Origin of the sequence: Saccharopolyspora thermophila, from assembly GCF_014646075.1 — a bacterium.
GTDB lineage: Bacteria > Actinomycetota > Actinomycetes > Mycobacteriales > Pseudonocardiaceae > Saccharopolyspora > Saccharopolyspora thermophila.
In genome coordinates, this window is the sequence record NZ_BMMT01000006.1 from 201,861 (window position 1) to 225,770 (window position 23,910).

General features: G+C 70.9%; 23 protein-coding genes and 1 pseudogene. 14 read left to right on the top strand and 10 right to left on the bottom strand.

What is annotated here, in order from left to right; translation table 11 throughout:
• Window positions 1-54: 54 nt before the first annotated feature.
• Both IEY17_RS11190 and IEY17_RS25345 read right to left on the bottom strand, forming a co-directional pair.
• Entirely contained in the window at window positions 55-1,380 is a 1,326-nt protein-coding gene (locus IEY17_RS11190) for an MFS transporter (RefSeq protein ID WP_188987264.1), read from the bottom strand.
• A gap of 150 nt (window positions 1,381-1,530) precedes the next feature.
• Window positions 1,531-2,268, bottom strand: coding sequence for a CoA transferase (locus IEY17_RS25345; protein ID WP_308423974.1), 738 nt, complete (start codon window positions 2,266-2,268; stop codon window positions 1,531-1,533).
• 46 nt (window positions 2,269-2,314) lie between these two features.
• On the opposite strand from IEY17_RS25345, the gene IEY17_RS11200 reads away from it, so the two are divergent.
• From IEY17_RS11200 to IEY17_RS11215, 4 genes are all read left to right on the top strand, one after another.
• Window positions 2,315-3,028 (top strand): GntR family transcriptional regulator, encoded by a 714-nt coding sequence (locus IEY17_RS11200; RefSeq protein WP_188987265.1) that lies wholly within the window; start codon window positions 2,315-2,317, stop codon window positions 3,026-3,028.
• A 53-nt stretch (window positions 3,029-3,081) separates the two neighbouring features.
• Window positions 3,082-4,215: an N-methyl-L-tryptophan oxidase gene (gene solA / locus IEY17_RS11205; protein ID WP_188987266.1), complete on the top strand. Its 1,134-nt coding sequence runs from the start codon at window positions 3,082-3,084 to the stop codon at window positions 4,213-4,215.
• Window positions 4,216-4,445: 230 nt separating this feature from the next.
• Window positions 4,446-5,879, top strand: a complete 1,434-nt coding sequence (locus IEY17_RS11210; RefSeq protein ID WP_188987267.1) for a sodium:solute symporter family protein — start codon at window positions 4,446-4,448, stop codon at window positions 5,877-5,879.
• Window positions 5,876-7,042, top strand: a complete 1,167-nt coding sequence (locus IEY17_RS11215; RefSeq protein WP_188987268.1) for an NAD(P)/FAD-dependent oxidoreductase — start codon at window positions 5,876-5,878, stop codon at window positions 7,040-7,042. Before IEY17_RS11210 ends, IEY17_RS11215 begins: the two co-directional genes overlap by 4 nt.
• Window positions 7,043-7,410: 368 nt before the next feature.
• Here IEY17_RS11215 and IEY17_RS11220 read toward each other — a convergent pair whose 3' ends face one another.
• From IEY17_RS11220 to IEY17_RS11235, 4 genes are all read right to left on the bottom strand, one after another.
• A complete protein-coding gene (locus IEY17_RS11220) occupies window positions 7,411-7,578 on the bottom strand; it encodes a hypothetical protein (protein WP_188987269.1) in 168 nt (55 codons plus the stop codon).
• A 307-nt stretch (window positions 7,579-7,885) separates the two neighbouring features.
• Entirely contained in the window at window positions 7,886-8,290 is a 405-nt protein-coding gene (locus IEY17_RS11225; protein WP_188987270.1) for a DoxX family protein, read from the bottom strand.
• An 89-nt stretch (window positions 8,291-8,379) separates the two neighbouring features.
• Window positions 8,380-9,459, bottom strand: a complete 1,080-nt coding sequence (locus IEY17_RS11230) for a J domain-containing protein (RefSeq protein WP_188987271.1) — start codon at window positions 9,457-9,459, stop codon at window positions 8,380-8,382.
• A 57-nt stretch (window positions 9,460-9,516) separates the two neighbouring features.
• Window positions 9,517-9,771, bottom strand: a complete 255-nt coding sequence (locus IEY17_RS11235; RefSeq protein WP_188987272.1) for an acetyl-CoA carboxylase — start codon at window positions 9,769-9,771, stop codon at window positions 9,517-9,519.
• A 552-nt stretch (window positions 9,772-10,323) separates the two neighbouring features.
• On the opposite strand from IEY17_RS11235, the gene efeU reads away from it, so the two are divergent.
• From efeU to IEY17_RS11265, 6 genes and pseudogenes are all read left to right on the top strand, one after another.
• Window positions 10,324-11,169 (top strand): iron uptake transporter permease EfeU, encoded by an 846-nt coding sequence (gene efeU / locus IEY17_RS11240; protein WP_188987273.1) that lies wholly within the window; start codon window positions 10,324-10,326, stop codon window positions 11,167-11,169.
• Window positions 11,170-11,186: 17 nt separating this feature from the next.
• Window positions 11,187-11,531, top strand: a pseudogene (locus tag IEY17_RS11245) (cupredoxin domain-containing protein); the annotation flags it as partial.
• A gap of 204 nt (window positions 11,532-11,735) precedes the next feature.
• A complete protein-coding gene (locus tag IEY17_RS11250) occupies window positions 11,736-12,215 on the top strand; it encodes a cation:proton antiporter regulatory subunit (RefSeq protein ID WP_188987275.1) in 480 nt (159 codons plus the stop codon).
• Between the two features lie 3 nt (window positions 12,216-12,218).
• Window positions 12,219-13,370, top strand: coding sequence for a cation:proton antiporter (locus IEY17_RS11255; RefSeq protein ID WP_188987276.1), 1,152 nt, complete (start codon window positions 12,219-12,221; stop codon window positions 13,368-13,370).
• 244 nt (window positions 13,371-13,614) lie between these two features.
• Window positions 13,615-15,084 (top strand): amino acid permease, encoded by a 1,470-nt coding sequence (locus tag IEY17_RS11260; protein WP_188987277.1) that lies wholly within the window; start codon window positions 13,615-13,617, stop codon window positions 15,082-15,084.
• A 194-nt stretch (window positions 15,085-15,278) separates the two neighbouring features.
• Complete coding sequence (locus tag IEY17_RS11265) at window positions 15,279-15,998, top strand: Mut7-C RNAse domain-containing protein (protein ID WP_188987278.1); 720 nt, start codon at window positions 15,279-15,281, stop codon at window positions 15,996-15,998.
• Here the strand turns inward: IEY17_RS11265 and IEY17_RS11270 are convergent.
• Both IEY17_RS11270 and IEY17_RS11275 read right to left on the bottom strand, forming a co-directional pair.
• The gene (locus tag IEY17_RS11270; RefSeq protein WP_188987279.1) at window positions 15,988-16,782 is read right to left on the bottom strand and encodes an SGNH/GDSL hydrolase family protein; all 795 of its coding nucleotides are present in this window, start codon (window positions 16,780-16,782) and stop codon (window positions 15,988-15,990) included. The genes IEY17_RS11265 and IEY17_RS11270 overlap by 11 nt on opposite strands.
• Window positions 16,783-17,154: 372 nt before the next feature.
• Window positions 17,155-17,688 (bottom strand): GNAT family N-acetyltransferase, encoded by a 534-nt coding sequence (locus IEY17_RS11275; protein WP_188987341.1) that lies wholly within the window; start codon window positions 17,686-17,688, stop codon window positions 17,155-17,157.
• Between the two features lie 136 nt (window positions 17,689-17,824).
• Here IEY17_RS11275 and IEY17_RS11280 point away from each other — a divergent pair, with 136 nt between their 5' ends.
• Complete coding sequence (locus IEY17_RS11280; protein WP_188987280.1) at window positions 17,825-18,628, top strand: SAM-dependent methyltransferase; 804 nt, start codon at window positions 17,825-17,827, stop codon at window positions 18,626-18,628.
• Between the two features lie 80 nt (window positions 18,629-18,708).
• On the opposite strand, the gene IEY17_RS11285 is transcribed toward IEY17_RS11280, so the two are convergent.
• Window positions 18,709-19,680 (bottom strand): M28 family metallopeptidase, encoded by a 972-nt coding sequence (locus tag IEY17_RS11285; RefSeq protein ID WP_188987281.1) that lies wholly within the window; start codon window positions 19,678-19,680, stop codon window positions 18,709-18,711.
• 227 nt (window positions 19,681-19,907) lie between these two features.
• On the opposite strand from IEY17_RS11285, the gene IEY17_RS11290 reads away from it, so the two are divergent.
• A complete protein-coding gene (locus IEY17_RS11290; RefSeq protein WP_229680038.1) occupies window positions 19,908-21,245 on the top strand; it encodes a NupC/NupG family nucleoside CNT transporter in 1,338 nt (445 codons plus the stop codon).
• Window positions 21,246-21,494: 249 nt separating this feature from the next.
• Window positions 21,495-22,718 (top strand): MFS transporter, encoded by a 1,224-nt coding sequence (locus IEY17_RS11295; RefSeq protein WP_188987282.1) that lies wholly within the window; start codon window positions 21,495-21,497, stop codon window positions 22,716-22,718.
• A gap of 226 nt (window positions 22,719-22,944) precedes the next feature.
• Here IEY17_RS11295 and IEY17_RS11300 read toward each other — a convergent pair whose 3' ends face one another.
• Window positions 22,945-23,412: an Imm1 family immunity protein gene (locus tag IEY17_RS11300; protein ID WP_188987283.1), complete on the bottom strand. Its 468-nt coding sequence runs from the start codon at window positions 23,410-23,412 to the stop codon at window positions 22,945-22,947.
• 187 nt (window positions 23,413-23,599) lie between these two features.
• On the opposite strand from IEY17_RS11300, the gene IEY17_RS11305 reads away from it, so the two are divergent.
• Window positions 23,600-23,905 (top strand): hypothetical protein, encoded by a 306-nt coding sequence (locus tag IEY17_RS11305; RefSeq protein ID WP_188987284.1) that lies wholly within the window; start codon window positions 23,600-23,602, stop codon window positions 23,903-23,905.
• Window positions 23,906-23,910: the final 5 nt, after the last annotated feature.

Here is a 23,910-nt window from a genome sequence, read left to right on the forward strand (position 1 = left end):
AGGGGCGCCCTTCCAGCACGTCGCTTGGCGGAGGGCGCCCCTCACCACGGGTTGTCAGGCCGCGACGGGGGTGCGGCGCGGCGTGTCCAGATCCCAGCGGTGGCGGGTCAGCAGCACCGGCACGTCGTCGCCGCGGGCCTGCGCCGCGAACACCTCCGCGCGCGCCCGGCGCCACCACACCGCCGTGCGGAACGCGCCGAACAGCAGCATCGCCACCAGGGTCAGCATCGCCACCCGGTACTCCGAGCCGCCCGGCATGCCCTGCGCCAGGTCCAGCACCAGCCCCACGCACAGCACCCCCAGAGCCGTGGCGGAGTGCCCGCCCGCGTTGGCCACGCCCGTGGCCGTGCCGACCTGGCACACCGGGTTGTAGTCACGCACCAGCGCGAACGCCACCGACGACACCGGACCACCGAAGGCGAACACCAGGAACGTCGCGACGATCACGGCCAGCGGCGGCCGGCCTCCCGGCCAGCCCAGCAGCAGCGCCCAGGACAGCGCGTTGACCCCCAGGTAGCCCATCACCATCCACATCCGGCACTCCGGGCGGCGGCCGATCAGCGCCCCCACCACCGGGCCGCCGACCACCTGGCCGATGATCAGCACGCTCAGCAGCACACTCGCCGTCGCCGCGGGCACTCCCAGCCCCTCCACCAGGTACGGGAAGCCCCACAGCAGGGTCAGCGCACCGGAGGTGAACATCGTGCAGAAGTGCGTCCAGAACGCCAGCCGCGTACCTGGCACCGACCACGCGGTGCGCACCTGCTGGACCACCGCGCCCCTGCGACGTGGTGGTGCGTCCCCCGGGGCCGCGTCGCGCACCATCGTCGAGGTGATCACCGCGTATCCCAGCGTCAGCGCGCCGACCAGCAGGAACGTCGCGGTCCAGCCCAGGCTCCGCAGCGCCGCCGCGAGCGGGAACGTGGCCGCCACACCGCCCAGCGCCCCCAGCGCGCTGGACACGGTCGCCACCAGTGCGTAGCGGCGGGCGGGGAAGCTCGTCGCGACCAACCGCAGGATGCTCACCCACGTCAACGCGTCGCCCAGGCCGAGCACGGCGCGGGCGACCAGGCCCATCGGGTAGGACGCGGCGATCGCGAACAGCACCTGTCCGGTGCCCAACAACAGGACCGCGGCCGTGATCACCCGGCGCGGTCCGAACCGGTCCACCAGCAGACCGGTGGGAATCTGCATGCCGGCGTAGATGCCGACCTGCAGGACGGTGAATGCGCTCAGCGCGGCCGGACCGACGTCGAAGCGCTCCAGCGCCTGCGTCCCGGCGACCCCCAAGCTGCCTCTGTGAAACACCGCGGCGAGGTAGGCGACCACCGCCGCGCTCCAGATCCACCAGGCCCGACGCTCCGGTCGGTCGGCAGCCACAAAAACCCTCCTTGTTCAGCTGTACCAAGAACATGATCGCGAAAGATCAGTCACTCACCTGGTTTGTCGGCGCAGCGCGACGCGGGATTACGTGTACTCCGCCACACCCGGTGGCGCGCACGGACGTGCACCCGAGCGCCTGCGACGCGCTCATGCCTCGACCGCGCGACATTCGGCACGATTTCCAGGACAGCACACCGAAAATCGTGGCCCGCAGTGACGCCGAAGAGTCCACTCTGGACTTTCAAACTTCGGCGGTGTGCCGACTGGGTCCGGGGTTCCGACGACGGGAGCTCTCAAGTTTGCCGAAACCTGGGAACATCCACATCCAAGATCTCCCAAGTTTGCCGGAATGTGGGAGCCGACGAAGGGTGGGCGGTGGTGAGGACCGAAACTTGCGTGGGGCTTCTCTTGGGGGGTGCCATTTGCGTGATGAGCTCGGGTCGCGGCGCGCGTTTCCGTTGAGCCTCGAACGGGGTGTGCTCGCGGTGCAAGCCCTGCGTGTCGGTGCGGCTCAGTCCGTGGCTTCCTCGCCGAGTTCGGCGAGGATCGCCTCGGTGTGCTGGCCCACGTCGGGATCGGGTCCATGCGCGGTTCGCGGCCCGCCACCGTCACCGGCGGCAGCAGGGCGCGCAGCGGCCCCGCCGGGGAGTCCACCACCTCGCGCCACCGGTCGCGTGCCGCCAGCTGCGGGTGGTCGGCGAACTCGGCCATCGTGCGCATGCGCGCGTGGGCGATGCCGGTCTCCTCGAGGCGCTGCTCGATCTCCACACTGGTCATCCCGGCGAACACCGCCTCGATGGCGTCCCGCAGCTCCGCCCGGTTCGCCAACACCCGGGCGCCGAGGTCGGCGAGCTGTCGGGTGGCGAACGCGAATATTACTCGCACAAAAAGCGTATTGACCGGTCAAATGAGCCGAGGCTAGATTGCGCCCATGGCGATCCCGGCTTACCTGCGCATCCGCACCGAACTGGAGGAGCAGATCCGCTCCGGTGCGCTGCCACCGGGCACCCGCCTGCCCACCGAGGCCGAGCTGCAGGAGCAGTACTCCGTCAGCCGGACCACCGCGCAGCGGGTGCTCACCGAACTGGCTCAGGCCGGGCTGGTGGAACGCCACCGGCGACGGGGCACGTTCGTCGCCGCGGGCGCCCGGCAGGAGAACCTGCTGCGCCTGGTGAACCCGACGCTGCGGGGCCCGGAGATCCCGGGCCGGCACGCGGTCGACACCGCGACCGTGGTGCCCGCCGGGGACGCCGACGTGGACCTGCCCGGCATCGCCGCGGACGCGCCGGTGCACCAGTTGCGGCGCCTGAAGTTCGACGTCGACGACAACCCGATCGCCGTCGAGCTGTCCGCGATCCCCTTCGCGCTCGCCCCCCGGCTCCTCGAGGAGGACCTGGAGCACCTGACGGTGCACGACTACTTCGCCCGGCACGGCATCCCGGCGGCGAAGTCCCGGGTCTACCTCGACCCGGTCCTGCTCGACCGGCCCACCGCCGACCAGCTGCGCACCACCCCCGGTCAGGCCGTGATCCGGCTGCGCCGGCTGACCTGGCTGGCCGACGGCGGGCTCGCCGAGGCGATGTGGCACATCATCCGCCCGGACCTCGTCGAGTTCTTCATCGAGCAGTCCGTCCTGTCCACGTAGGAAACTTCCCGCTCCACCTCGGCCACATCCGGCGACAACTCCCAGGAGCGCCCATGACCCCACCACGCGTTGCGGTCGTCGGCACCGGCGTCATCGGTGCCATGACGACCTGGCAGCTCGCCCGGCGCGGCGCCCGCGTGCTCGCCTTCGACACCTACTCCCCCGGGCACGACCGCGGCGCGTCCGCGGGCGAGTCCCGCATCTTCCGCACCGCCTACAAGGAGGGCTCTTACTACGTCCCGCTCCTACGGCGGGCGGGCCGGCTCTGGCGGGACCTGGAAACCACCACGTCCACCGCGCTGCTGACGATGTGCGGCGGCCTGACCATCGGCCCGGCCGACCACCCCGACGTGCTCGCGGTGCGGCACTGCGCCGAGAAACACCAACTCGATCACGAGGTCCTCGACGCCCCGGAGGCGCGACAGCGGTTCCCGCAACACCGGTTCGACGACGACGACATCGCTGTGCTGGACCCGGCGGCCGGGGTGCTGCGGCCCGAACCGGCGGTGCAGGCCGCCCTCCGCGCGGCCGCGCGCGACGGCGCGACGCTGCTGCCGCACCACCCGGTGGACGCGGTCGAGGAAACCGGCAACGGCTGGCGGATCATCAGTGTCGGCGCGGACTTCGACGCCGACCACCTCGTCCTCGCCCCGGGCCCGTGGGCCCGCCGGTTGGCCCCGTTGCGGGACCTGCCGGTCGAGATCCGCCGCATCACCGCGTGCTGGTTCGCCGCGCGCGACCCCGCCGCGCACCAGCCCGACCGGCTGCCGGTGGCCATCCGCCGACACCGCGACGCGGCGTTCTCCTGCTTCCCGGTACTGGACGGCGTCTCGATCAAGATCGTGCCGCACCACCTCGGCTGGCCCGTGCTCGACGATCCGGCCGATCTGCCGCGCAGCGCCGAACCCGAGTTCGCCCGGGCCGCCGCGGACGCCGTCGCACGGCTGCTGCCCGGGGTGACTCCGCACCCGATCCGCATCGGCACCTTCGCCGAGGGGTTCACCCCGGACGGGCACGCCCTGGTGGGCCCGCTACCCGGGCACCACAACGCCACGCTGCTGACCGGGTTCTCCGGCCACGGCTTCAAGCTCGCCCCGGTGTTCGGCGAGATCGGCGCCGATCTCGTCCTGCGGGGCACCACCAACCACGACATCGCCGCACTGGAACCCGGTCGCTTCAGCACGTGAGGTCCCCGGCTTTGACCTTCGAAGCGGCGTAGCCGCTCAGCACACCCGAACACATCGACCACCTACGGAATTTCAGCCGCCGACCGGCAAGGACAACGCCGACACCGCGCATCGGACATGGCGGAGTCGGCGCAGTCCGGGTGGCGGCTGAGGCTCCGCCAGACGACCCCCATGCAGAACGAGTTCGAAAAAGGCTTCTGCGGCACTCTTCCCCCGAACTGGAGGCAGCCATGCCCACAGGTTCCCCAGGTCAGATCATCGGAATCGTCATCGCCAGCCTCATTGTGATCGGCTCCGGCATCGCCATGTCCGTCTACTTCGGACGAAGAGCGCGCGGTGCACAGGACTGGCTCTCCGCGGGCGAGTCGCTCCCGCTGCTGGTCGTGATCGTCACCCAGTTCGCCACCGCCACCGGCGGCGGGGTGCTCATCGCCCACGTCGGCATCGGCTACCGGTCCGGCTGGTCGGTCTTCGTCTACGAGGGCTGCGTACTGGTCGGCTTCCTGGTGCTGATGCTCATCGCGAAGTGGTTGCGCGAGCAGCGGTTCACCACCGTGCCGGAGATCATCACCCGCCTGTTCGGTGAGCACAAACTGGTCACCGCGATCGCCGCGCTGGCCGCACTGGTGGTCCCGTTCGGCTGGTTGGCGACCCAGTTCGTCGCCTTCGCGCAGCTCTTCGGCCAGTTGACCGGGCTGCCGCCGACCGCGCTGGTGCTGGTGATCATGGTGGCCTCGCTGCTGTTCGTGCTGCCGGGCGGGCTGACCTCGGTGGCCTGGACCGATTTCGTGTTCGGCCTGTTCATGATCACCATGTCCATCGGGGTCGCCGCCTACGCCATCCACCTGGCGGGCGGTTGGGGCCACATCACCGAGACCGTGCCGCAACGCCTGTGGGGCTGGGAGGGCGTCACGGCGGTCGGCTGGGAGCAGATCTGGCTGTGGGTCGCGGCGATCCTGCCGGGCACGCTCACCAACCAGCTGTACTACCAACGGGTGTTCGCCACCAAGAAGATCTCCGATGCCCGGCGCGGCCTCGGCCTGTCCGGGCTGACGATGCTCATCGGCGGTGTCTACGCCGGCTGCATCGGACTTGCGGTGCACTCGATGAATCCCGGGCTGGCCAACGAGGAGGACGCCGCGGGCTGGCTGCTCACGCGGCTGCCGTCGTGGCTGCTGATCGTCTTCGGCGCGTTTTTGGTGTCGACCATCGTGTCCACCACGGGCGCCGCGCTGCAGTCGGTGGTGGCCAACCTGACCCGCGACGTCTACCAGAACATCGCGGGCCGGGCGCAGGAGGAGCGCCAGGCGGTGGCGCTGTCGCGGCTGATCACGGTGGGGGTCTCGATCCTGGCCGCGGTGCTGGCGATCCTGTTCCCGCGCGCGCTGACCTGGCTGGTCGCCACGTACGCCTACTCGGCGGCCGCGCTGGCCGCGCCGATCTTCCTTGGCTACCTGCTGCACCGGCGTCGGCGCCTGCGCCCGGCCGCGGCCATCGCGAGCATGCTCGCCGGGATCGCCGGCTGCGCGGTCGCACACGCTCTGGACACGACCGTTCCCTACGCCGTGTATGGCATCGCGGCGTCGGCTGTCGTGCTACTGGCGCTGGCCGTCCCGGCCCCGCGCGTGGCAGAAATCCGCACGGAACTGGTGAGGAACTCATGAATATCGCCGTGATCGGTCTCGGCGTGCTGGGGGCGAGCGCCGCGCGCTCGCTGGCCCTGGCAGGCGCCGAGGTGACAGTGTACGAACGCCGCGGCCCGCTGGCCGGGACCTCAGGCACGTCGTTCGCCTGGACCAACTCGCACCACAAGAACCCGCGCCCCTACCACGACCTTAACGTCGCCGGGATGGCCGAGCACGCCGAGCTGGCCGCCGCCCCCGGCCCGGTCCCGGCGTGGTTCGCGGGTACCGGAAACCTGGAGTGGGCCGAGGACGACGCGGGCGCCGAACGGCTGGCGGCGTCGGTGGCCGAACTGCTCGACCGCGACTACCCGGTGGAGTGGATCAGCCCGGCGCGGGCGCGCGAGCTCGTCCCGGACCTGCGAATCCCCGACCAGGTGCGAGAAATCGCCTACTACCCCACCGAAGGGCACGTGATCCCGGCCCTGCTGCTGGCCCGGCTGTGGGGCGAGGCGTGCGATCTGGGCGCGGAACTGCGCTGTCCCGCCGAGGTAACCGGACTGTCCGAAGTGGCCGGTCGCGTCCGGGTCGAGACACCGGGCGATACCGACACGTTCGACGCCGCCGTGATCACCACCGGACGCTGGACGGAGCCGCTCACCGCGGCGGCGGGCCACCGCATCCCGATGGCCGACCCGGACGCCGCGGGCTCGGCGACGGTGGGCTTCCTCGGGTACACCACCCCACTGCCGGTCCGGTTGGATAGGGTCCTGACCACGCCGCGGCTCAACGTCCGCCCCGACGGTGGCGGTCGCCTCGTGCTGCAGGGGCTGGATCTCGACGCGGACGCCGACCCGGCGGCCCCGCCCGCGCCGGATGGGCCGCTCGCCGACGAACTCTGCCGACGCCTGACCGACCTGCTGGCGGGCACCGGAGACGTCCGCCTGGAGTCCCTGCGGGTCGGCCAGCGCGCGATGCCCGCCGACGGTCTGACCGTCGCCGGATTCCTCGGCGGCAGCGGAAAGATCTACGCGATCGCCACCCATAGTGGCATCACCCTCGGTCCGCTGCTGGGCAGGTTGGCGGCCCAGGAGCTGGTCACCGGAAGTCCGGCCCCGGCTCTGGCGGAATTCCGCCCGGACCGCCTCCTCGGCCGCGATGACCTCCCGCCCCTGCAACCGGCCCGCCGCCCGGGCGAGCAGTGACGCGGGCGACCGGGCGCGGGTCCCGCTCCCGGAATCGACTCGTAATCGTGGGGATGACCAACGATCTGCCCTCCTGCTGTGTGAAGGCGCGGTAGCTCGTTGGCGTGAAAGCGGTCCGGAGCATCTGCCGATCACAACACGTCGTAGAGAAGCATGGGCCTTCCCATGTCGCCCGACCAGCGCGGAACCGGGCGGCAGGGGGAACGGGGCGTGTGGCGTACCGGGTGAGAGGGGGCCGCCACCGCCCCGTTTTCCACCGGTGGGGGCAGTACCTCGGTGGGGCCGGGCGGACCGCCACGGGCTGCCCGGCCGGAGCTTTCGCCGCGGCGGGTGCCGAACACCGCGGGAACTCGGCACCCGCGCGTGCCCTAGCTCGAAAGGGGTGTGCCTGGCTCCTCGTCGGTCAACTGGTCGAGGAACGTCGGTGCCGCGGAGAAACGCCAGTCGGTGCTGGCGGGGTCACACAGTTCCGCGGCGAGTGCGTCGTAGATCGGCGCCTGCTCGGTCCACTCCACGACCGGCCACTGCTCCCCCATGCCGTACTCCTCGTGATTGCCGGGGCGACGCCCACCGCCGCGGGTGTTCCACGGCACGGCGACGGCGGGCGCCCCTCTCTCCGTCGGGCGTCGACTCCGGAGATCGCCGCCACTTTCCACTCATCCCACGGATGCGGAGATCCACGCGAGGAGTACCCAAGCACAGGTACCGCGGGGCCTGACAAGTCGTCCGTATGCATATGACCCGACGGTGTTATCCAGCCCAACGAGCAGGACGCGCTTCGATAACGGAACCGACTCGGCTGCTCAAGTCCGCCGACGGCTCGCATTCCCCGGTCCGGCTCGCTCAGCCCTCGCCGGGCAGGTCGATGCTCGGCCGCGGGCGGCGGGCCCAGGCGACGCCCAGGAACACCGCCAGCAGGACGAGGGGCACGACGGCCATGGCGGGGGCGTTGAAGGCGAAGACCTGGGTGATCGTCGCCCCGGCCATCACCCCGGCCAGCCCGAGCGCGGCGAGCGCGGCCAGACGCGGGATGAGCAGGCCGACGGCGCCGAGCAGTTCGAGGGCCCCGGTGAGGTACCGGAACCAGTCCCCGAAGCCGATCACAGCGAACATCCGCACCACCGTCGGGTCGCCCAGCAGCTTCGGCAGCGCGGCCAGCGTGAAGAACACCGCCAGCGCAACCTGGAGCACCCACAGCGCCACGTGCGGTCCCCGGCGCCGGGACGGCGCGCTCGTCGCAGTCGTCATGACACGTCCTTTCCGCCACAGCAGGTCGGTTACCCATGCTGACCCGCGAGCGGCCGGAAACTCATCGGTCCCGGCGGAACGAGAGCCGCTCAGTGCGAGACGACCTGGTCCAGCACGGTGGTGAACACGTCGCGGTCCACGGTCGCCGGATCCTGGGCCAGCCAGCGGCCGATGTCGCGGACGAACTGCGCCGGGGTCATCGGCGCCACCTGGTCGCCGCTCTGGTCAACGGTGGTGATCTCACCGGCGCGACTGGGGTAGATCAGCAGCACGCCGCGCACCTCGACACCCGGCAGCAGGTCCTCGAACACGGCGATGCCCTCGGGGAGCTGGGTGGTGCCGCCGCGGAAGGGGTGGCCGTTGCGCCACAGGGCGCCGTCCTCGTCGGAGGTGTAGTGGCCGGGCAGCCAGCTCTTGGACTCCACCAGCACCAGCCGGCGCCCGCACAGCACCGCGTGGTGGATGTCCTCGAACACCGAGTCCGGCCAGGCCAGGCCGTGGAACACCCGCACCCCGGGGATGCGGGTCAGGTACTTCGCGCACAGCTCGGCGGTCAGCTGCTGGGCCCGCTCGTCCTGCGCGTCGGGAAGGCCGAAGATCCGCCGCCCGCCGAACTCGGCGGCGAACAGGTGGTCGGTCCGGCGGGCGCGGATGTGCCGCCGCAGCAGCGCCAGGATCACCGCGCCGGAGGCGACCAGCAGCGACAGCCACACGGCCAGCAGCACGGCGCTGAGCTCCACGGCCAGCCCGGCGAGCAGCAGCAGCGTCCAGCCGCCCAGCAGCGTCAGCGTGGGGGCTGCTTCCGGGCCGGTCACCGGCACGTAGCGGATGCGGGCGTCGGGGTCGACGCCGTCCCACCACGGGATGTCATCCACGCGCAGCCGCGGCAGACGCGGCACGTAGTTCGGGTCGTCGCCGAAGTCGCAGCGGGGGCGCCGCCGCTGCGGGCGCCTGGGTCGGAGCTCCTCCTGGCGGCTGCCGTCATAGCTGGCACGGCGCACCGGGTCGTTGAGCGTCTCGTACGCCTCCTGCAGCAGCCGGAAGGTCCCGGCGGTGCCACCGACATCGGGATGCATCGTGCGCGCCAGGGACCGGTACGCCGACTTGATCTCCGCCGCCGTCGCGTCGCGCGACACGCCGAGCAGCTCGTAGTAGTCGACCCCGCGCACGACCTCGCCACCTCCCACGACTGCGCGGTCATGATAGGACCTGCGCGGGAGGCAAGATCACCCGCGGTGCGGCGTTTCGTCAGCGACCTCCGCGACGGCCTGCCCGGGGGCGACCTGAGCCCCGTCGTCGATCAGGAATCGGGTCACCGTGCCGGCGGTGTCCGCCCGCACCGGGTTGTAGGTCTTGACCGCCTCGATGATCGCGATGGTCTGGCCTGGGTCGACGTGGCCGCCTTCATGCACGTAGGGGTCCGCCTCAGGGGCCGGACGCCGGTAGAACACACCTGGTTGCTGGGCCTTGACGGTGGACATATCGGGTACCGTGCCCCGTTCCACGCCCGATCGCCACTCGTCCGAGTTGATATCGCTGAAGAAATCCGCCCGGCCTGCGCCACGCCCCCGGGAGTCCGCCGCGGGCAGAAGCAATAGCCGGATGCCGGATGCGAAAAAACCCGCTGACCGATCGGCCAGCGGGCTCTTCCACGCGGGCGGCCGAGGCGATCTGGGCGACCGCCCCTCCCTTTTGACCACCCGGAACAGCCGGGCTCGGTCCTTGGTGGCGCCTGAGAACCGGCTCGGCTCGCTGTGCGGTTCACCGCCGGGTTCGCGGGCTGGACGCGCGGGATGCGCCAGCCAGATCGCCCGGCACTGCCAGGTCCTGTGGTCGGCAGGCGCGGAGCCCGCCGAGATCGATGACATCTTAACCGACGGCTGCCGTGCCGCGGACGCGAACACGGACCTGTGCGAACCTCCCGGTGGCGTTCTTCGCGGATCGATGTCATGGTCTCCACACGCCTGCCACCAAGGTGAGCCTTACCTGGTTGCCCGCAGAACCGTGTCGGAGCACGACGGAAGTAGCTGCGAATGCTTTTCAGCAATGCGCTCATCGGACTGCGCGAGGGACTGGAGGCCGTTCTCGTGGTCAGCATTCTGGTCGCATTCCTGGTCCGCACCGAGCGGCGCGGCGCGCTGCCGCTGGTGTGGGTGGGCGTTGGTGTCGCGGTCGCCCTGTCAATCGGGGTGGGCGCGCTGCTGACCTGGACGGCGGCCACCCTGAGCTTCAAGGCCCAGGAGGCTTTCGGCGGCATCGCCTCGATCGTGGCCGTCGTGTTCGTCACCGGCATGATCTTCTGGATGCGCCGGGCGGGCCGCACGCTGGCCGCCCAGTTGCGCGGCCAGCTCGCCGAGGCGCTGCGGCTGGGCCCGGCCGCGGTGGTGGCCGTGGCGTTCCTCGCCGTGGCCCGCGAGGGCCTGGAGACGGCCGTGTTCTTCTTCTCCAGCGTGCGGTCCGCGGGCGGGGGCACCGTGCTGCCGCTGGCCGGGTTCCTGATCGGCATCGCGATCGCGGTGCTGCTGGGCTGGCTGCTCTACGTCGGCGCCATCAGGGTCAACCTGTCGAAGTTCTTCACCGTCACCGGCGTGCTGCTGGTCTTCGTCGCCGCCGGGGTACTCGCCTACGGCCTGCACGACCTGCAGGAGGCCGGGATACTACCCGGCCTGCACACCCTCGCCTTCGACGTCAGCGCCGCGGTGCCGCCGACGTCCTGGTACGGCGCACTGCTGAAGGGCGTCCTCAACTTCTCCCCGCAAACCACGGTTCTGGAGGCGACCGTCTGGGTCGGCTACGTCGTGGTCGTGCTCGCGCTGTTCCTCCGTCTCCACCGCGGTGCCATCCGGCCCGCCGAGACCCGCACCGGAAAGCCGACGTGACCCCCCACCCCCGCACCTTGCTGCCCGCGGTCTGCGCGGCCGCGCTGCTCGCCGCGGCCTGCGGTGGGCAGCCCGCCGCGCCGGGCGCGATCACCGTGCAGGCCAGCGACACCGTGTGCACGCTGTCGGCGACCTCCGCCCCGGCGGGCACCGTCCGGTTCGACATCACCAACACCGGCAGCCAGGTCACCGAGTTCTACCTCTACGGCGAAGGCGACCAAATCATCGGCGAGGTCGAGAACATCGGCCCCGGCCTGACCCGCACGCTCATCGCCGACGTGCCGCAGGCCGGCCGGTACACCACCGCCTGCAAGCCCGGTATGCGCGGCGAAGGCATCCGCGGCGAGTTCACCGTGACCGGCTAGTCCCCTGGCCTCCGTCAGGCTCCGGGCGCGTCCGGGGACCGGTGCCCGCGGCCGGCGCCGGGGCGAGCTTCCAGCGCTCCAGGTGCTGTCCACAGTGGTCTTTCTGGCCTAGTGGACGCGGAACAGTTCGCCGCGCGGGGCTCGCGGACCCCCGCGAAGCGCGAACCGGCGGGTGCCGCACTCCGGCGCGATGATGAACGCATGGACGTCACCGAAGTATTGCTGCCAGGCGTGGGGCTGCGGTACGAGTTCACCACCACCGACGGTCAGCGCATCGGGGTGGTGGCCCGCCGCCGCGGCGACTTCGAGTTCGTCACCTACCCCGGCGATGATCCCGACGAGACCCGGGTGCTGTTCCGGCTCAGCGCCGAAGAGGCCGACGCGGTCACCGAGATCCTCGGCGCGCCGCGGATCGCCGAGCGGTTCGCCGACCTGACCCGCGAGGTGCCGGGCCTCAACGCCGGTCAGGTCGAGGTCACCGCGGGGTCGCCGTTCGACGGGCGCACGCTCGGCGAGACCCGCGCGCGCACCCGGACGGGCGCGTCGATCGTGGCCATCGTGCGCGGGGAGGACGTCATCGCCTCGCCCGGGCCGAGCCAGACGCTGCAGGCCGGCGACATCCTCGTGGTGATCGGCACACAGCAGGGCATCACCGGGGTGGAACGCATCCTGGCGGGATGAGCCGTGCACACCTCGATCGCCCTGCTGCTGGAGCTGGGGATCGTGCTGATCGTGCTCGGCGCGGTCGGTTCGGTGACCCGGCGCTTCGGGGTGTCCCCTATCCCGCTCTACCTGCTGGTGGGCCTGGCCGTGGGCGAGGGTGGCATCGCACCGCTGCCGGCCGCCCGCGACTTCGTGGAGCTCGGGGCGTCGATCGGGGTGGTTCTCCTGCTGCTGACGCTGGGGCTGGAGTTCTCCATCGAGGAGTTCACCGTGACGCTGCGCCAGCACGTGCCCTCCGGGCTGGTGGACATGGTGGTCAACGCGGCGCCCGGGGCGGTGGCGGGGTGGCTGCTGGGTCTGGACGTCACCGGGATCGTGGCGCTGGCCGGGATCACCTGGGTGTCGTCATCGACGATCGTGTCGCGGCTGCTGGACGACCTGCATCGGCTGGGCAACCGGGAAACGCCGGCGGTGCTGTCGATCCTGCTGCTGGAGGACTTCGCGATGGCGGTCTACCTGCCGATCCTGGCGGTCCTGGCCACCGGCGGCACGCTGCTGCACGGGATGGCCAGCGTCACGGTGGCGGTCGGGGTGCTGCTGCTGGCGTTGGGGGTGTCGCGGCGGTGGGGGCACCGCGTGGGGCACCTGGTGGAGGACGGCGACACCGAGCAGCTGCTGCTGCGGATCGTGGGCCTGGCCCTGGTGATCTCGGCGGTCGCCGAGCTGGCCGGGACGTCGGCCGCGGTCGGCGCGTTCCTGGTGGGCCTGGCGCTGACCGGCCCGCTGGCCGACCGGGTGCGGTCGCTGGTGGCCCCACTGCGCGACCTGTTCGCCGCGGCGTTCTTCCTCGCCATCGGCATCGCGGTGCCCCCGGCGAGCCTGCTGCCGCTGCTGCCGGCGGCGTTGGCGCTGGCGGTGGTGACGGCGCTGACGAAGCTGGCGACCGGCTGGTACGCGGCCGCCCGCGGTGGTTCCGGGGTGCGCGGCCGGTTGCGCGCGGGCAGCGTGCTGGTCGTGCGCGGGGAGTTCTCGATCGTCATCGTGGGGCTGGTGGCGGGCCCGACGGGGCCGCTGGGGCCGCTGGCGACCTGCTACGTGCTGCTGCTGGCGGTGACGGGGCCGCTGCTGACCTGGTGGGTCAGCCGCCCGGTGCAGTCGGCCCGAACCCCGTGATCCACGGGTCGCGTGCCGCCGACCACACCGCGGGCGACCGGAAGAGAACACGCAGGACTTGCCCGACAGACGAAGGATTTCCTTTGCTCGGTCGCGTTGACAGTCGATCTTGCCGTCCCTACATTTCGGCTCGGACCGAACCGGCGCGTCGGCGGGACCCGGTTCCCGGGCTCCTCGGTCGGTGCTCCACCATGTTTCCCCGCCGCGAACGAACGGCCGTCGCACGATCGACAGGAGAGCACGCATGTCCGGTTCCGCGCCCAGCCCTGGCCCCACTGTCGGTTGGCGGCGGGTGCTGCGGCGCAAACCGATCAGCACGCTCGTCGCCGAGAGCGGCGCGGACACCGGCGGCGGTGAGCTGCGCCGGTCGATCGGGGTGGGCCGGTTGACGATGATCGGCGTCGGCTCCACGGTCGGCACCGGGATCTTCATCGTGCTCAACCAGGCCGTGCCGGAGGCCGGGCCCGCGGTGGTGGTGTCGTTCGTGCTCGCCGCGATCACCGCCGCACTCACCGCGTTGTGCTACGCCGAGCTGGCCTCGACGATCCCGGTCGCCGGCGCGTCCTACACCTACGCCTACGCCACGCTCGGCGAGATCGTCGCCTATCTCGTGGGCGCCTGCCTGCTGCTGGAGTACGGGGTGGCGGCGTCCGCGGTGGCGGTCGGCTGGGGGGAGTACCTCAACGCGCTGCTCGGCGACGTCTTCGGCTGGCAGGTGCCCGCCGCGTTGAGCGCACCCCCGGGCGAGGGCGGTGTCCTGAACGTGCCCGCGGCCGTGCTGGTGACCGCGTGCTGCCTGCTGCTGGTGCGGGGCGCGAAGGAGTCGGCGACAATCAACGCGATCACGGTGGGCATCAAGCTGCTGGTGCTGCTGCTGTTCGTCGCGGTCGCGCTGACCGCGTTCAACGCGGACAACGCCACCCCGTTCGCGCCGTTCGGCATCGCGGGCATCGGCACCGCCGCCGCCACGGTGTTCTTCTCCTACATCGGGATGGACACCGTCTCCACCGCGGGCGAGGAGGTGCGGGACCCGCGCCGGACGCTGCCGCTGGCGATCTTCTGGTGCATCGCGATCGTCACCGCCGTCTACGTCCTGGTGGCGGTCGCCGGGATCGGCGCCCAGCCGTGGCAGGCGTTCGAGGGCCAGGAAGCGGGCCTGGCGACGATCCTGGGCAACCTCACCGGCTCGGGCTGGCCGGCGATCGCACTGGCCGCCGGGGGCGTGGTGTCGATCTTCGGCGTCACGCTGACCACGATCTACGGCCAGACGCGGATCCTGTTCTCGATGGGACGCGACGGCATGGTCCCGGCGGTCTTCCACGCGGTGCACCCCACGCGCCGGACGCCGGTTCGCAACACCCTGATCGTGTCGGCCTTCGTGGGCGTGCTCGCGGCGGTGGTGCCGCTGAGCACCCTGGCCGACCTCACCAGCATGGGCACTCTGGTCGCCTTCGCGGTGGTCTCGACCGGCGTGGTGGTGCTCCGCCGGACGCGTCCGGACCTGCACCGCGGCTTCCGGGTGCCGGGCTACCCGGTGGTGCCGCTGCTGAGCATCGCGGCCTGCGTCTACCTGATCTGGGAACTCCCGTGGCAGACCTACGCGATGTTCGCGGTCTGGATGACGCTGGCCTTGATCGTCTACTTCACCTACGGCATCAAGAAGTCCCGCCTGGCCCAGCCGTCCCCCGCCGAACTCGACACCACCCGCCCGTAGGGCAGGCGAAGGGTCGCGGCGCTCGGCTGAACCCCTGGCGCCCGTTCGAACGTATGGTCTAGCATGGTTACTGCGTGAGCACCCGTCACGCACGGCCGTTCCGGGTAGGGGAAGTGCCCGGATCGGCGTAGTCGCCCCGCGTCGGTCCACCGGCGCGGGGCGCACTGCTGTCGGGCAGGGGCGACCATGAGCAGGTGGCCTCGACGGTGCAGGTGCGCCTCGACCCGGAGCTGTGGTTCTTCGTCGCCGTGTCGCACCGGGTCGGGCAGTTCGAGCTGCGCCACGACGGCACCGCGACGCTCGGGCACCTCGCCGAGTCGCTGGGCGTGCCGCTGACCGAGGTGGGCGGGTTCCGGGTCGACGGAGTCGCCGCGGCCGCCTCCCACCAGCCCCGCCCCGGCGCGGCGATCGACATCGCACCGGTCGCGCGTCCGCAGCCGCTACCGTCGCGCTTCGTGCTGGATGTACACCTCGGGAAGCTGGCCCGCCGACTGCGGCTGCTCGGGGTCGACACCGCGTACCGCAACGACGCCGACGACGACGAGCTGATCGCGCAGGCCGAGCGGGAACGGCGGGTACTGCTGACGCAGGACCGGGGCATACTGCGCCGCCGCGCGCTGTGGGCGGGCGCCTACGTGCGAGGCGCGGACCCGGCGGAGCAACTGGTCGACGTGGTCAGCCGCTTCGCGCCGCCGCTGGCCCCGTGGACCCGCTGCACCGCCTGCAACGGCACCCTCGTTCCGATGTCCAAACAGGACGTTCTGGACGAGATCGAGGCGGGCACCCGGCGCCACTACGAGGAGTACGCGCGCTGCGCTTCGTGCGCCCGGGTGTACTGGCGCGGCGCGCACGCCCGGCGGATCGACCGGATCATCCAGGCCGCGCGCCGCGCCCACCCGGGCATCAGCCGGTGATGTCGTTGAGCACCGGCAGGAACGCCTTGGCGTGGCCGTCGACGTCCGGGTGGAAGGACTCGATCAGCGGGTTGCTCGGACCGTTGATCCACTCGTCGGAGGCGCACACGCCGTGCCCGGCGAACGCGTCGCGGGTGTCGGCGTAGGTGAACCCGGCGGCCGCGGCGCGGTCGGCGATCACCTCGGCCAGCACGTCGGCGCCTTCGTTGATGCGCTGGCGCTTGGCCTCGGTGTAGCCGGGGATGCCGCAGCTGCCCATCTCGTTGATGCGCGGGTAGCCGACCACCACGACCTTGGCGTTCGGTGCGGCCTGGCGGATGTTGGCGTAGGTGGTGTCGAGCTTGCCGGGCAGCTCGTTGCGGGCCTTCTCCTCGCCCGCGCTGACCGCCGAGTCACAGCTGGAGTCGGTGCCCAGCAGGCAGTCTCGGATGACGCTGGAGAAACCGATGTCGTTGCCGCCGATGGAGATGGTGACCAGCGTGGTGTCGGCGCTGAGCTGGTCGAGCTGTCCGGAGTTGACGTCGTCGGTGACGGCCCCGGAACAGGCGACGAAGGCGAAGCTGGAGACGTCGTGGGAATCGGCCCACAACTGGGCGTATGCCTTGGGACTGCGTTTGCAGTCCCCGCTGTCGTCGAAGTACTCCCGGGTGCCGACCCCGGATGCGTACGAGTCGCCCATCGCCGCGTAGTTCTCGGCGGCGGGCGCGGCGAAAGCCGGAGCGGCCAGGGCCGTGCTCGCCATCGCCAGTGCCACGGCGGCACCGACATTGTGCCGTAAGCGCATGCTTCCTCCGATCAAAGAGTGAAAGGCGTCACCATTGAAGGAGGAATGCGCGCAACTGCGGTCAATTTGGCGAATACCCGCCAGTAACACCGAAAAACGGCATGGCGAGCGATTCCGCGAAATCCGCCTTTTGGCCGGTTTTCGGGAATTGTGGTCCAGCCACAGTGGACTACTCCGGGATGCACTGTTCGGCCACAGCGCCGGTACGCCGGACAGCCCAATGCGGCCCGGCCCGGCCGGCCCGCGTTTCGACGTGATCACGGTGAGGTGGAACCGCGACCCGAAGGCGCGAACGGGGTCAGCGCCTGAACCGCCCAGCCTCGACGGCGCGCACGACCGCGGCGACATCGACGGCCAGGCGGCGTGTTTGGGTCACCAGGCGTCGCCGTCGCGCCAGTCGCAGGTGAGATCGCCCGCGAGGTCCAGCGGGACCGCGGTCGGGAGGACGTAGATGCAGTCGTCCTCATCCTCCGTGCGCTGGATGCCTGCGGGGCTCAGGGCGTAGGTCCTGCCCTGCCAGCGCTGCCAGCCCCGCGACGCGTAGAACGCCGCTCCCTCGTCGCTGGCCCCGAGAGCGCCCAGGTCGTACGCGCGGCGGATCACCCGCTCCAGCTCCGCCATCATCGTGCCCGCGATGCCCTGCCGCCGGTGGTCCGCGCGGACCGCCACCGCCTCGACGTAACCGGTGCGCAGCCACCGCCCCCCGTGCAGCAGGCGCCGCTGGATCACCGACGCGTGGCCGACGAGATCATCACCGTTCCAGGCCAGGGCGTGAATACCGCCCAGGGCGTGTTCCCAGTCGTGCTCGGTCATGTCGTCGTCGAACACGTCCCATAGCAGGTTCCGCGCTGCCTTGATCGCCGCGTCGTCCAGGTCTGCGGTATGCGCGGTGCGCACCTCGGTCATGACAGCCATCCTGGCAATGTCCGGCGCGGGCGCGCGACTCGTTCTGCGCCCGGGGAATTCGCGGGCTGCGCTTTGGTTCGGCACCGCCCTCGGTTAGGGTCACGGTCCGCTGTTGATCGGATCGGGAGGGTGTGCAATGGCCCAACGACTCGACTGGGTGCCGGACAACGTCGACATCACCAAACCCAGCGCTGCGCGTGCCTACGACGCGTTCCTCGGCGGGGCGCACAACTTCGAGGTGGACCGCCGGTTCGCCAGGCAGGCCGAGGAGGTTTTCCCTGGTGTCGGCGCGGCCTGCCGGGCAAACCGGTCATTTCTACGCCGCGCCGTGTTGTTCGGGCTAAAGGCGGGGATTCGCCAGTTCCTGGATCTCGGTTCGGGCATACCGACCGTGGGCAACGTGCACGAGGTGGTGCACGCGGTGGACCCGTCGGCCTCCGTGGTGTACGTCGACAACGATCCGGTCGCCACGGCGCACAGCGAACTCATCCTCAGCGGCAACGACCGGGCCGCGATCGTGCAGGCCGACCTGTGCACCCCGGAGGCCGTGCTGGATCACCCGGTGACCCTCGGCCTCATCGACTTCGAACAGCCGGTGATGGTCCTCATGCTGGCGCTGCTGCACTTCATTCCGGACGCCCGGCAGCCGGCGGAGATCGTGCGCGCCTACCGCGAACGGGTGTGCCCGGGCAGCGCCCTGGCGATCACCCACGCCACCGCCGCCGCCCGCCCCGACGAAATGCGCGCGTTGGAGGCCCTGTACGCAACGAGCAGCAATCCCGCGGTGGCCCGGTCGCCGGAATGGATCACCAGCCTGTTCGGCGAGTTCGAGCTCGTGGAGCCGGGCGCGGTGTTCGTGCCCGAGTGGCGCCCGGACGGCGCCACCCCGGTGAACCCGCAGGACCACATCTTCTTCGGCGGCGTCGCCACCAAGCCCTGAGGGATGCGTGGGGCGTGCGGCGCACGCACGCCCCACCGTCGCCTTTTCTCCTCCACGCGTTCGGCGCGCAGCACGAACCGCTACGGCTGCGGGAACTGCTCCGCGTAGACCTTCACCGCCTCCGCGATCGCCTGCAGGTTGCGGTCCAGGGCTCGGGTGTCCACGTTGTCCACCGTGTCGCACGCCCGGTGGTAGCACGGGTCGAACGCCTCGCCCGCCTGGCCGCCCCACTTCTGCGCCTGCTCCGCGGTCTTGACCTGCTCGGCACCGGTGAACGTGCCACCCGCCGGGATGCCGGCCTCGATGAACGGGCCGTAGTCCGAGCGGCCGTCGAAGTCGGTGCCCTCGGTCTGCACCCCCGCCGCGGCCAGCGCATCGTTGAGCAGCTTCTCGATCTGCGCCGACCCCTCCGGCCCCGGGCCCGCTCCCTCGCCGTCGGAATCGTCGCCGTCGTAGGTGAAGTAGCCCGCGTTCGGCGACCCCACCATGTCGAAGTTCAGGTAGGCGACGATCTTCTGCCTCTCCGCGTCGGGCAGCGTCCGCACGTAGTGCGTGGAACCGACCAGCCCTTCCTCCTCCGCGCCCCAGAACGCGAAGCGCAGCTTGTTCTTCGGCGTCGCGCCGCTGCCCGCGTAGTCCAGGGCCGCCTGCAGGATCGCTGCCGCCCCGGTGCCGTTGTCGTTGATGCCCGGGCCCCTGCTGACGCTGTCCAGGTGGGCGCCGAACATCACCACGCGGTTGGCGTCCCCGCCCGGCGTTTCGGCCAGCAGGTTGTAGGTGATGACGCCGAGGTCGTTGAACTCCTGCACCTGGGTGGTGAACCCGGCCGCGTCGAGCTGGGCCTTGACGTAGTCCAGCGACGCCTTGTACCCGGGCTGGCCGACCGCCCGGTTGCCGCCGTTGGCCTCGGCGATCCGCTGCAGCTCCCGCAAGTGCTCCTGCACCGCCGCGATCCCGGTGACCGGCTCGGCCGTCGCCGCCGTCGTCGGCAGCAGCAGGCCGGACACCACCGCCATCGCCGCCGCGGTCGCCAGGAGTGATCGGTTCCGCATGCCACGCACCTCTCGTCGTTCCGCCCCCGACGCGTGAGCGGAACGTAACGAGACGAGATCGACTCGTGGGTGCTTTGACGGGAAGTCGCCGTCCCGTTTTTCCCGGTTCGGCGCGAGACCTCGATCACATCCGGAAGGCCGTTGCGCGGCCCCGCTGAGCTGCATGCGAGCATCCCCGGGATCGATGGAGCACGCCGCGGGGACGGCGGAGTCGAGGGAGGGTTCAGGTGCAGGTCCTGTGGGGCATCGGCGGCATGCTGGTGGTGCTGCTGCTCGCGTTCGCGATGTCGACCAACAGACGCGCGATCAGCCTCCGCACCGTGCTCGGCGCGCTGGCCATCCAGATCGTCTTCGCGTTCGTCGTGCTGCGCTGGGACATGGGCAGGCAGGCCCTGGCCGCGGTCGCCGGCGGGGTGCAGCGGGTGATCGACTCCTCCAAGGAGGGCATCGAGTTCCTGGTCGGCCCGATCCTGCCGTCCCAGGGCACCGTGGTGGCCTTCCAGGTGCTGCCGATCATCATCTTCGTGTCATCGCTGACCGCCGTGCTCTACCACTGGAACATCCTGCAGTGGGTGGTGCGGATCATCGGCGGCGGTCTGCAGAAGGTGCTGGGCACCACGCGGGCCGAGTCGCTGAACGCGACCGCCAACATCTTCCTCGGCCAGACCGAGTCCCCGTTGGTGATCCGCCCGTATCTGGCGAGCATGACGCGCTCGGAGTTCTTCGCGGTGATGGTCGGCGGGCTGGCCACCGTGGCGGGCACCGTGATGGTCGGCTACTCCATGCTCGGCGCGAAGCTGGACAACCTGATCGCGGCCAGCTTCATGGCCGCACCGGCGGGGCTGCTGATGGCCAAGATCGTGATGCCGGAGACCGAGCGGACCGATGCCGCCCCGGCCGGCGAGGCGGAGACCGCCGCGACGTCGGATCGAGGGGAGGCGGTCGCGATCGATCCGCCAGATGACGCGTCGCCGGCCACCGCGGGCGAGCCGTCCAGACAGGGCACACCGGCCGCCGTGGCGGCCGAGCGTTCCGAGGACGTGGAACCCAAGCCGCGCAACGTCATCGACGCCGCCGCCACCGGCGCCTCCGACGGGCTCAGGCTCGCGCTGAACGTCGGCGCGATGCTGTTCGCGTTCGTGTCGCTGATCGCGCTGGTCAACCTGCTCGTCGGCGGGATCGGCGGGCTGTTCGGGATGCCCGACCTGACGCTGCAGCAGATCCTCGGCTACGCGTTCTCGCCGCTGATGTGGGTGATCGGCGTGCCGTGGGACGAGGCGGTCGCCGCAGGCGGTTTCGTCGGCGAGAAGCTGGTGATCAACGAGTTCGTGGCGTTCGCCGACTTCGGCCCGCAGATCGGGCAGTTCAGCGAGAAGAGCGCGACGATCATCACCTTCGCCCTCACTGGCTTCGCCAACCTCGGTTCGCTGGCGATCCTGCTCGGTGGCCTGGGCGGCCTGGTCCCGTCCCGCCGCGGCTGGATCGCCCGCGACGGCATCCGAGCGATCCTGGCGGGAACGCTGGCGAACCTCCTCAGCGCCACCATCGCCGGAATCCTGGTCTGACGCCCTCCCCCGGCCTGACGTCCCCGCCGGGAGCCCAGATTCAGGCAAGTTCGGAAGCCGGGCCCCAGGTTCAGGCAAATGTGGAAGTCGGGCCGGCGGGGAGCACCTGCTGGGGGTCTCCGACATCTGAGAGTGATCTTCGGCATCGGGGGTGCCCGGTTCGCTGCCGTGGGTTCGTTTGGTGCGCTAAGCACTAATTGTTAGTATCGCAAACGAACTGCTTCCGTCGCAGCGAGGAGATGGCGGCCGATGAGCGCCGGGCACGACATTCGGTTACTCGACGTTTTCAGGGGACAGCCCAAGGCGGTGTGGATCACCGCGTTCGCGGCGGTGATCGCCTTCATGGGCATCGGACTGGTGGACCCGATCCTGCTGTCCATCGCCGAGTCCCTGCATGCCGGTCCCGAGCAGGTCACCCTGCTGTTCGCGTCCTACCTGGGCGTCCAGGTGGTGGCGATGCTGATCACCGGCGCGTTCAGCGCCCGCTTCGGGCCCAAACGCACCGTGGTCACCGGCCTGGTGCTCATCGTGCTGTCCACCCTGGTCTGCGCACTGGCCGGCACCATCGGCCAGCTCGTCGCGCTGCGCGCGGTGTGGGGGCTCGGCAACGCGTTCTTCATCGCCACCGCGCTGTCGGTGATCGTCGGCGCAGCAAGCGGTGGGCAACAGGCCGCCATCCTGCTCTACGAGGCGGCGCTGGGCATCGGCCTGTCCACCGGACCGCTGCTGGGCGCTCTGCTGGGCACCATCTCCTGGCGCGGACCGTTCGCCGGAACGGCCGTGCTGATGGCGATCGCCCTGGTCCTCGCCGCCGGGTTCCTGCCCAGGGACACCGACCGCGCCGCGCGCCCGAAGGTCCGGCTGCTCGACCCGCTGCGGGCACTCGGGCACGGCGGCCTGCTGCGCACCTCGCTGGGCTCGGCCTGCTACACGGCGGCGTTCTTCATCGTCCTGGCCTGGTCGCCGTTCGTGCTGGAATTCGGCGCGATCGCGGTCGGCCTGGTGTTCTTCGGCTGGGGCGTGTGCGTCGCGGTCGCCGGGGTCACCCTCGCACCCCGGGTCGCCGCCCGCCTCGGCGAGGTCGGTGGCACCGTGCTCGCCGTGCTGATCTACGCGATGCTGCTGGGGGTGATGGCCATCGGCTCCAAGCCCGTCGTGGTCGTCGCGGTGATCCTCAGCGGCCTGGCGTCCGGCCTGCTCAACACGCTGTTCACCGGCTCCGCAATGAGCGTCAGCAACGCGCCGCGCCCGGTGGCCAGCGCGGGCTACAACTTCTGCCGCTGGCTGGGCGGCGCCGCCGCGGCCACCCTGGTCGGGCACATCGCCGAATGGCTCGGTTCCCAGCACGCCCCGTTCGCGGTCGGCGCGGCACTGTGCCTGATCTCCGCCGGACTACTGGCCACGGACCTGCGCTTCATGTCCGGCAAACACGAAACCCCCACCACGGCCGCACTGATCGGCGAAAGGCGCTGAACCCGAAGCCAGACAACACCGCCGCGACCCGGCCGGGCGTGAGCGCCAGGTGCTCCTGCGCCCCGAGGGCGCCCCGCTGGTGACTGCCGTGTTGGCCGGACGAGATCAACCCGACGGCCGGCATCACCCCAGATCCCAATCCCGAGCAGTGGCGCGACCACTACGGCGAGGCCGTCGAAGCCCGGGTGGATGCACCTGAAGCGGGGCCTGTTGCGAGAGGCCCGGTTCAGGACCACTCGCCGGGCTGCCACTGCACGCACGTCGGCCGTGCACCGGTGCGGCAGTACTCGGCAACCGCTTCGCGCACCTTCTCCAGCGGCAGGGACGCCGAAGCGGGGAACCACAGGTCGCCCTCGGGATCGGACAGCAGTGGCGGGGTGTCCTCCGTAGCGTCCGGGTTGCGCGAGTCGGCCAAGGCGCCGTCCGGAGCGCCGGGGTGCATCCAGTTCACCGCGCCCCACCCGTCCTGGCTGTAGGTGGTCACCCGCAGACGGTGGTCCGGGAACTCGTTGATCGTGCCGTCCTTGGACTGACGGCACGGGCGATCCCAGACGTAGACCTGGGAGAACTGGCGGGGCTTCTCGCTGACGATCGCCTCCACCAGGTCGCGGATCTCATCGGGCGTGCGGGCGTAGCGCCATTCCCGGCCCAGGATGCCGGTCACCACAATCCCGGCGTCACCGCTGTGGTTCATGGTCTCGCTTCTCCTCGAATCACGATCGGTTGGGTGGCTTCACCAGCCGAACAACACTGCTGCGGCCCCGCCGGGCACTCGTCGGAGTGTCAGTCGTTCAGCGCACTGGTCCTGCACCTCCCGTCCGCGCTCAGTAGGCCCCATGGTGGCCGCGTCCGCGGCCGTGAGATCGAGAGGAGAGACATCAATGGGCAAGCTGATGCGCGCCGCGCTCGCGGGGATGTGCGTGCTGGGTGCCGGACTCGTGGTCACGCCGTTGGCGTCGGCGGAACCCCAGCAGGGGTGCCGCTACTACTACACGAGCTGGGGCCAGGGCCCCAACGGCGAGACGACCGGGTTCGGCGAGTACCAGGAAGGCGACATCGACCCGGAGGGACGCGTCTGCCAGAACGGCTGGTGGGTCACCCAGACCCCGGACGAGAGCGAGTCCTGGCTGCAGCCGAACTGGCAGGAGCAGGGCTGGCAGAACCCCTGGGAAGACGAAGGGCGCTGAACGCG

What these genes read in the sequence shown, in the direction of transcription:
- IEY17_RS11200 (WP_188987265.1), top strand. Translation starts at nt 2,315, where the DNA reads ATGGCGATCCCGGCTTACCTGCGCATCCGCACCGAACTGGAGGAGCAG.
- solA (WP_188987266.1), top strand. Translation starts at nt 3,082, where the DNA reads ATGACCCCACCACGCGTTGCGGTCGTCGGCACCGGCGTCATCGGTGCC.
- IEY17_RS11210 (WP_188987267.1), top strand. Translation starts at nt 4,446, where the DNA reads ATGCCCACAGGTTCCCCAGGTCAGATCATCGGAATCGTCATCGCCAGC.
- IEY17_RS11215 (WP_188987268.1), top strand. Translation starts at nt 5,876, where the DNA reads ATGAATATCGCCGTGATCGGTCTCGGCGTGCTGGGGGCGAGCGCCGCG.
- IEY17_RS11220 (WP_188987269.1), bottom strand. Translation starts at nt 7,578, where the DNA reads ATGGGGGAGCAGTGGCCGGTCGTGGAGTGGACCGAGCAGGCGCCGATC.
- IEY17_RS11225 (WP_188987270.1), bottom strand. Translation starts at nt 8,290, where the DNA reads ATGACGACTGCGACGAGCGCGCCGTCCCGGCGCCGGGGACCGCACGTG.
- IEY17_RS11235 (WP_188987272.1), bottom strand. Translation starts at nt 9,771, where the DNA reads ATGTCCACCGTCAAGGCCCAGCAACCAGGTGTGTTCTACCGGCGTCCG.
- efeU (WP_188987273.1), top strand. Translation starts at nt 10,324, where the DNA reads ATGCTTTTCAGCAATGCGCTCATCGGACTGCGCGAGGGACTGGAGGCC.
- IEY17_RS11250 (WP_188987275.1), top strand. Translation starts at nt 11,736, where the DNA reads ATGGACGTCACCGAAGTATTGCTGCCAGGCGTGGGGCTGCGGTACGAG.
- IEY17_RS11260 (WP_188987277.1), top strand. Translation starts at nt 13,615, where the DNA reads ATGTCCGGTTCCGCGCCCAGCCCTGGCCCCACTGTCGGTTGGCGGCGG.
- IEY17_RS11270 (WP_188987279.1), bottom strand. Translation starts at nt 16,782, where the DNA reads ATGCGCTTACGGCACAATGTCGGTGCCGCCGTGGCACTGGCGATGGCG.
- IEY17_RS11275 (WP_188987341.1), bottom strand. Translation starts at nt 17,688, where the DNA reads ATGACCGAGGTGCGCACCGCGCATACCGCAGACCTGGACGACGCGGCG.
- IEY17_RS11280 (WP_188987280.1), top strand. Translation starts at nt 17,825, where the DNA reads ATGGCCCAACGACTCGACTGGGTGCCGGACAACGTCGACATCACCAAA.
- IEY17_RS11285 (WP_188987281.1), bottom strand. Translation starts at nt 19,680, where the DNA reads ATGCGGAACCGATCACTCCTGGCGACCGCGGCGGCGATGGCGGTGGTG.
- IEY17_RS11295 (WP_188987282.1), top strand. Translation starts at nt 21,495, where the DNA reads ATGAGCGCCGGGCACGACATTCGGTTACTCGACGTTTTCAGGGGACAG.
- IEY17_RS11300 (WP_188987283.1), bottom strand. Translation starts at nt 23,412, where the DNA reads ATGAACCACAGCGGTGACGCCGGGATTGTGGTGACCGGCATCCTGGGC.
- IEY17_RS11305 (WP_188987284.1), top strand. Translation starts at nt 23,600, where the DNA reads ATGGGCAAGCTGATGCGCGCCGCGCTCGCGGGGATGTGCGTGCTGGGT.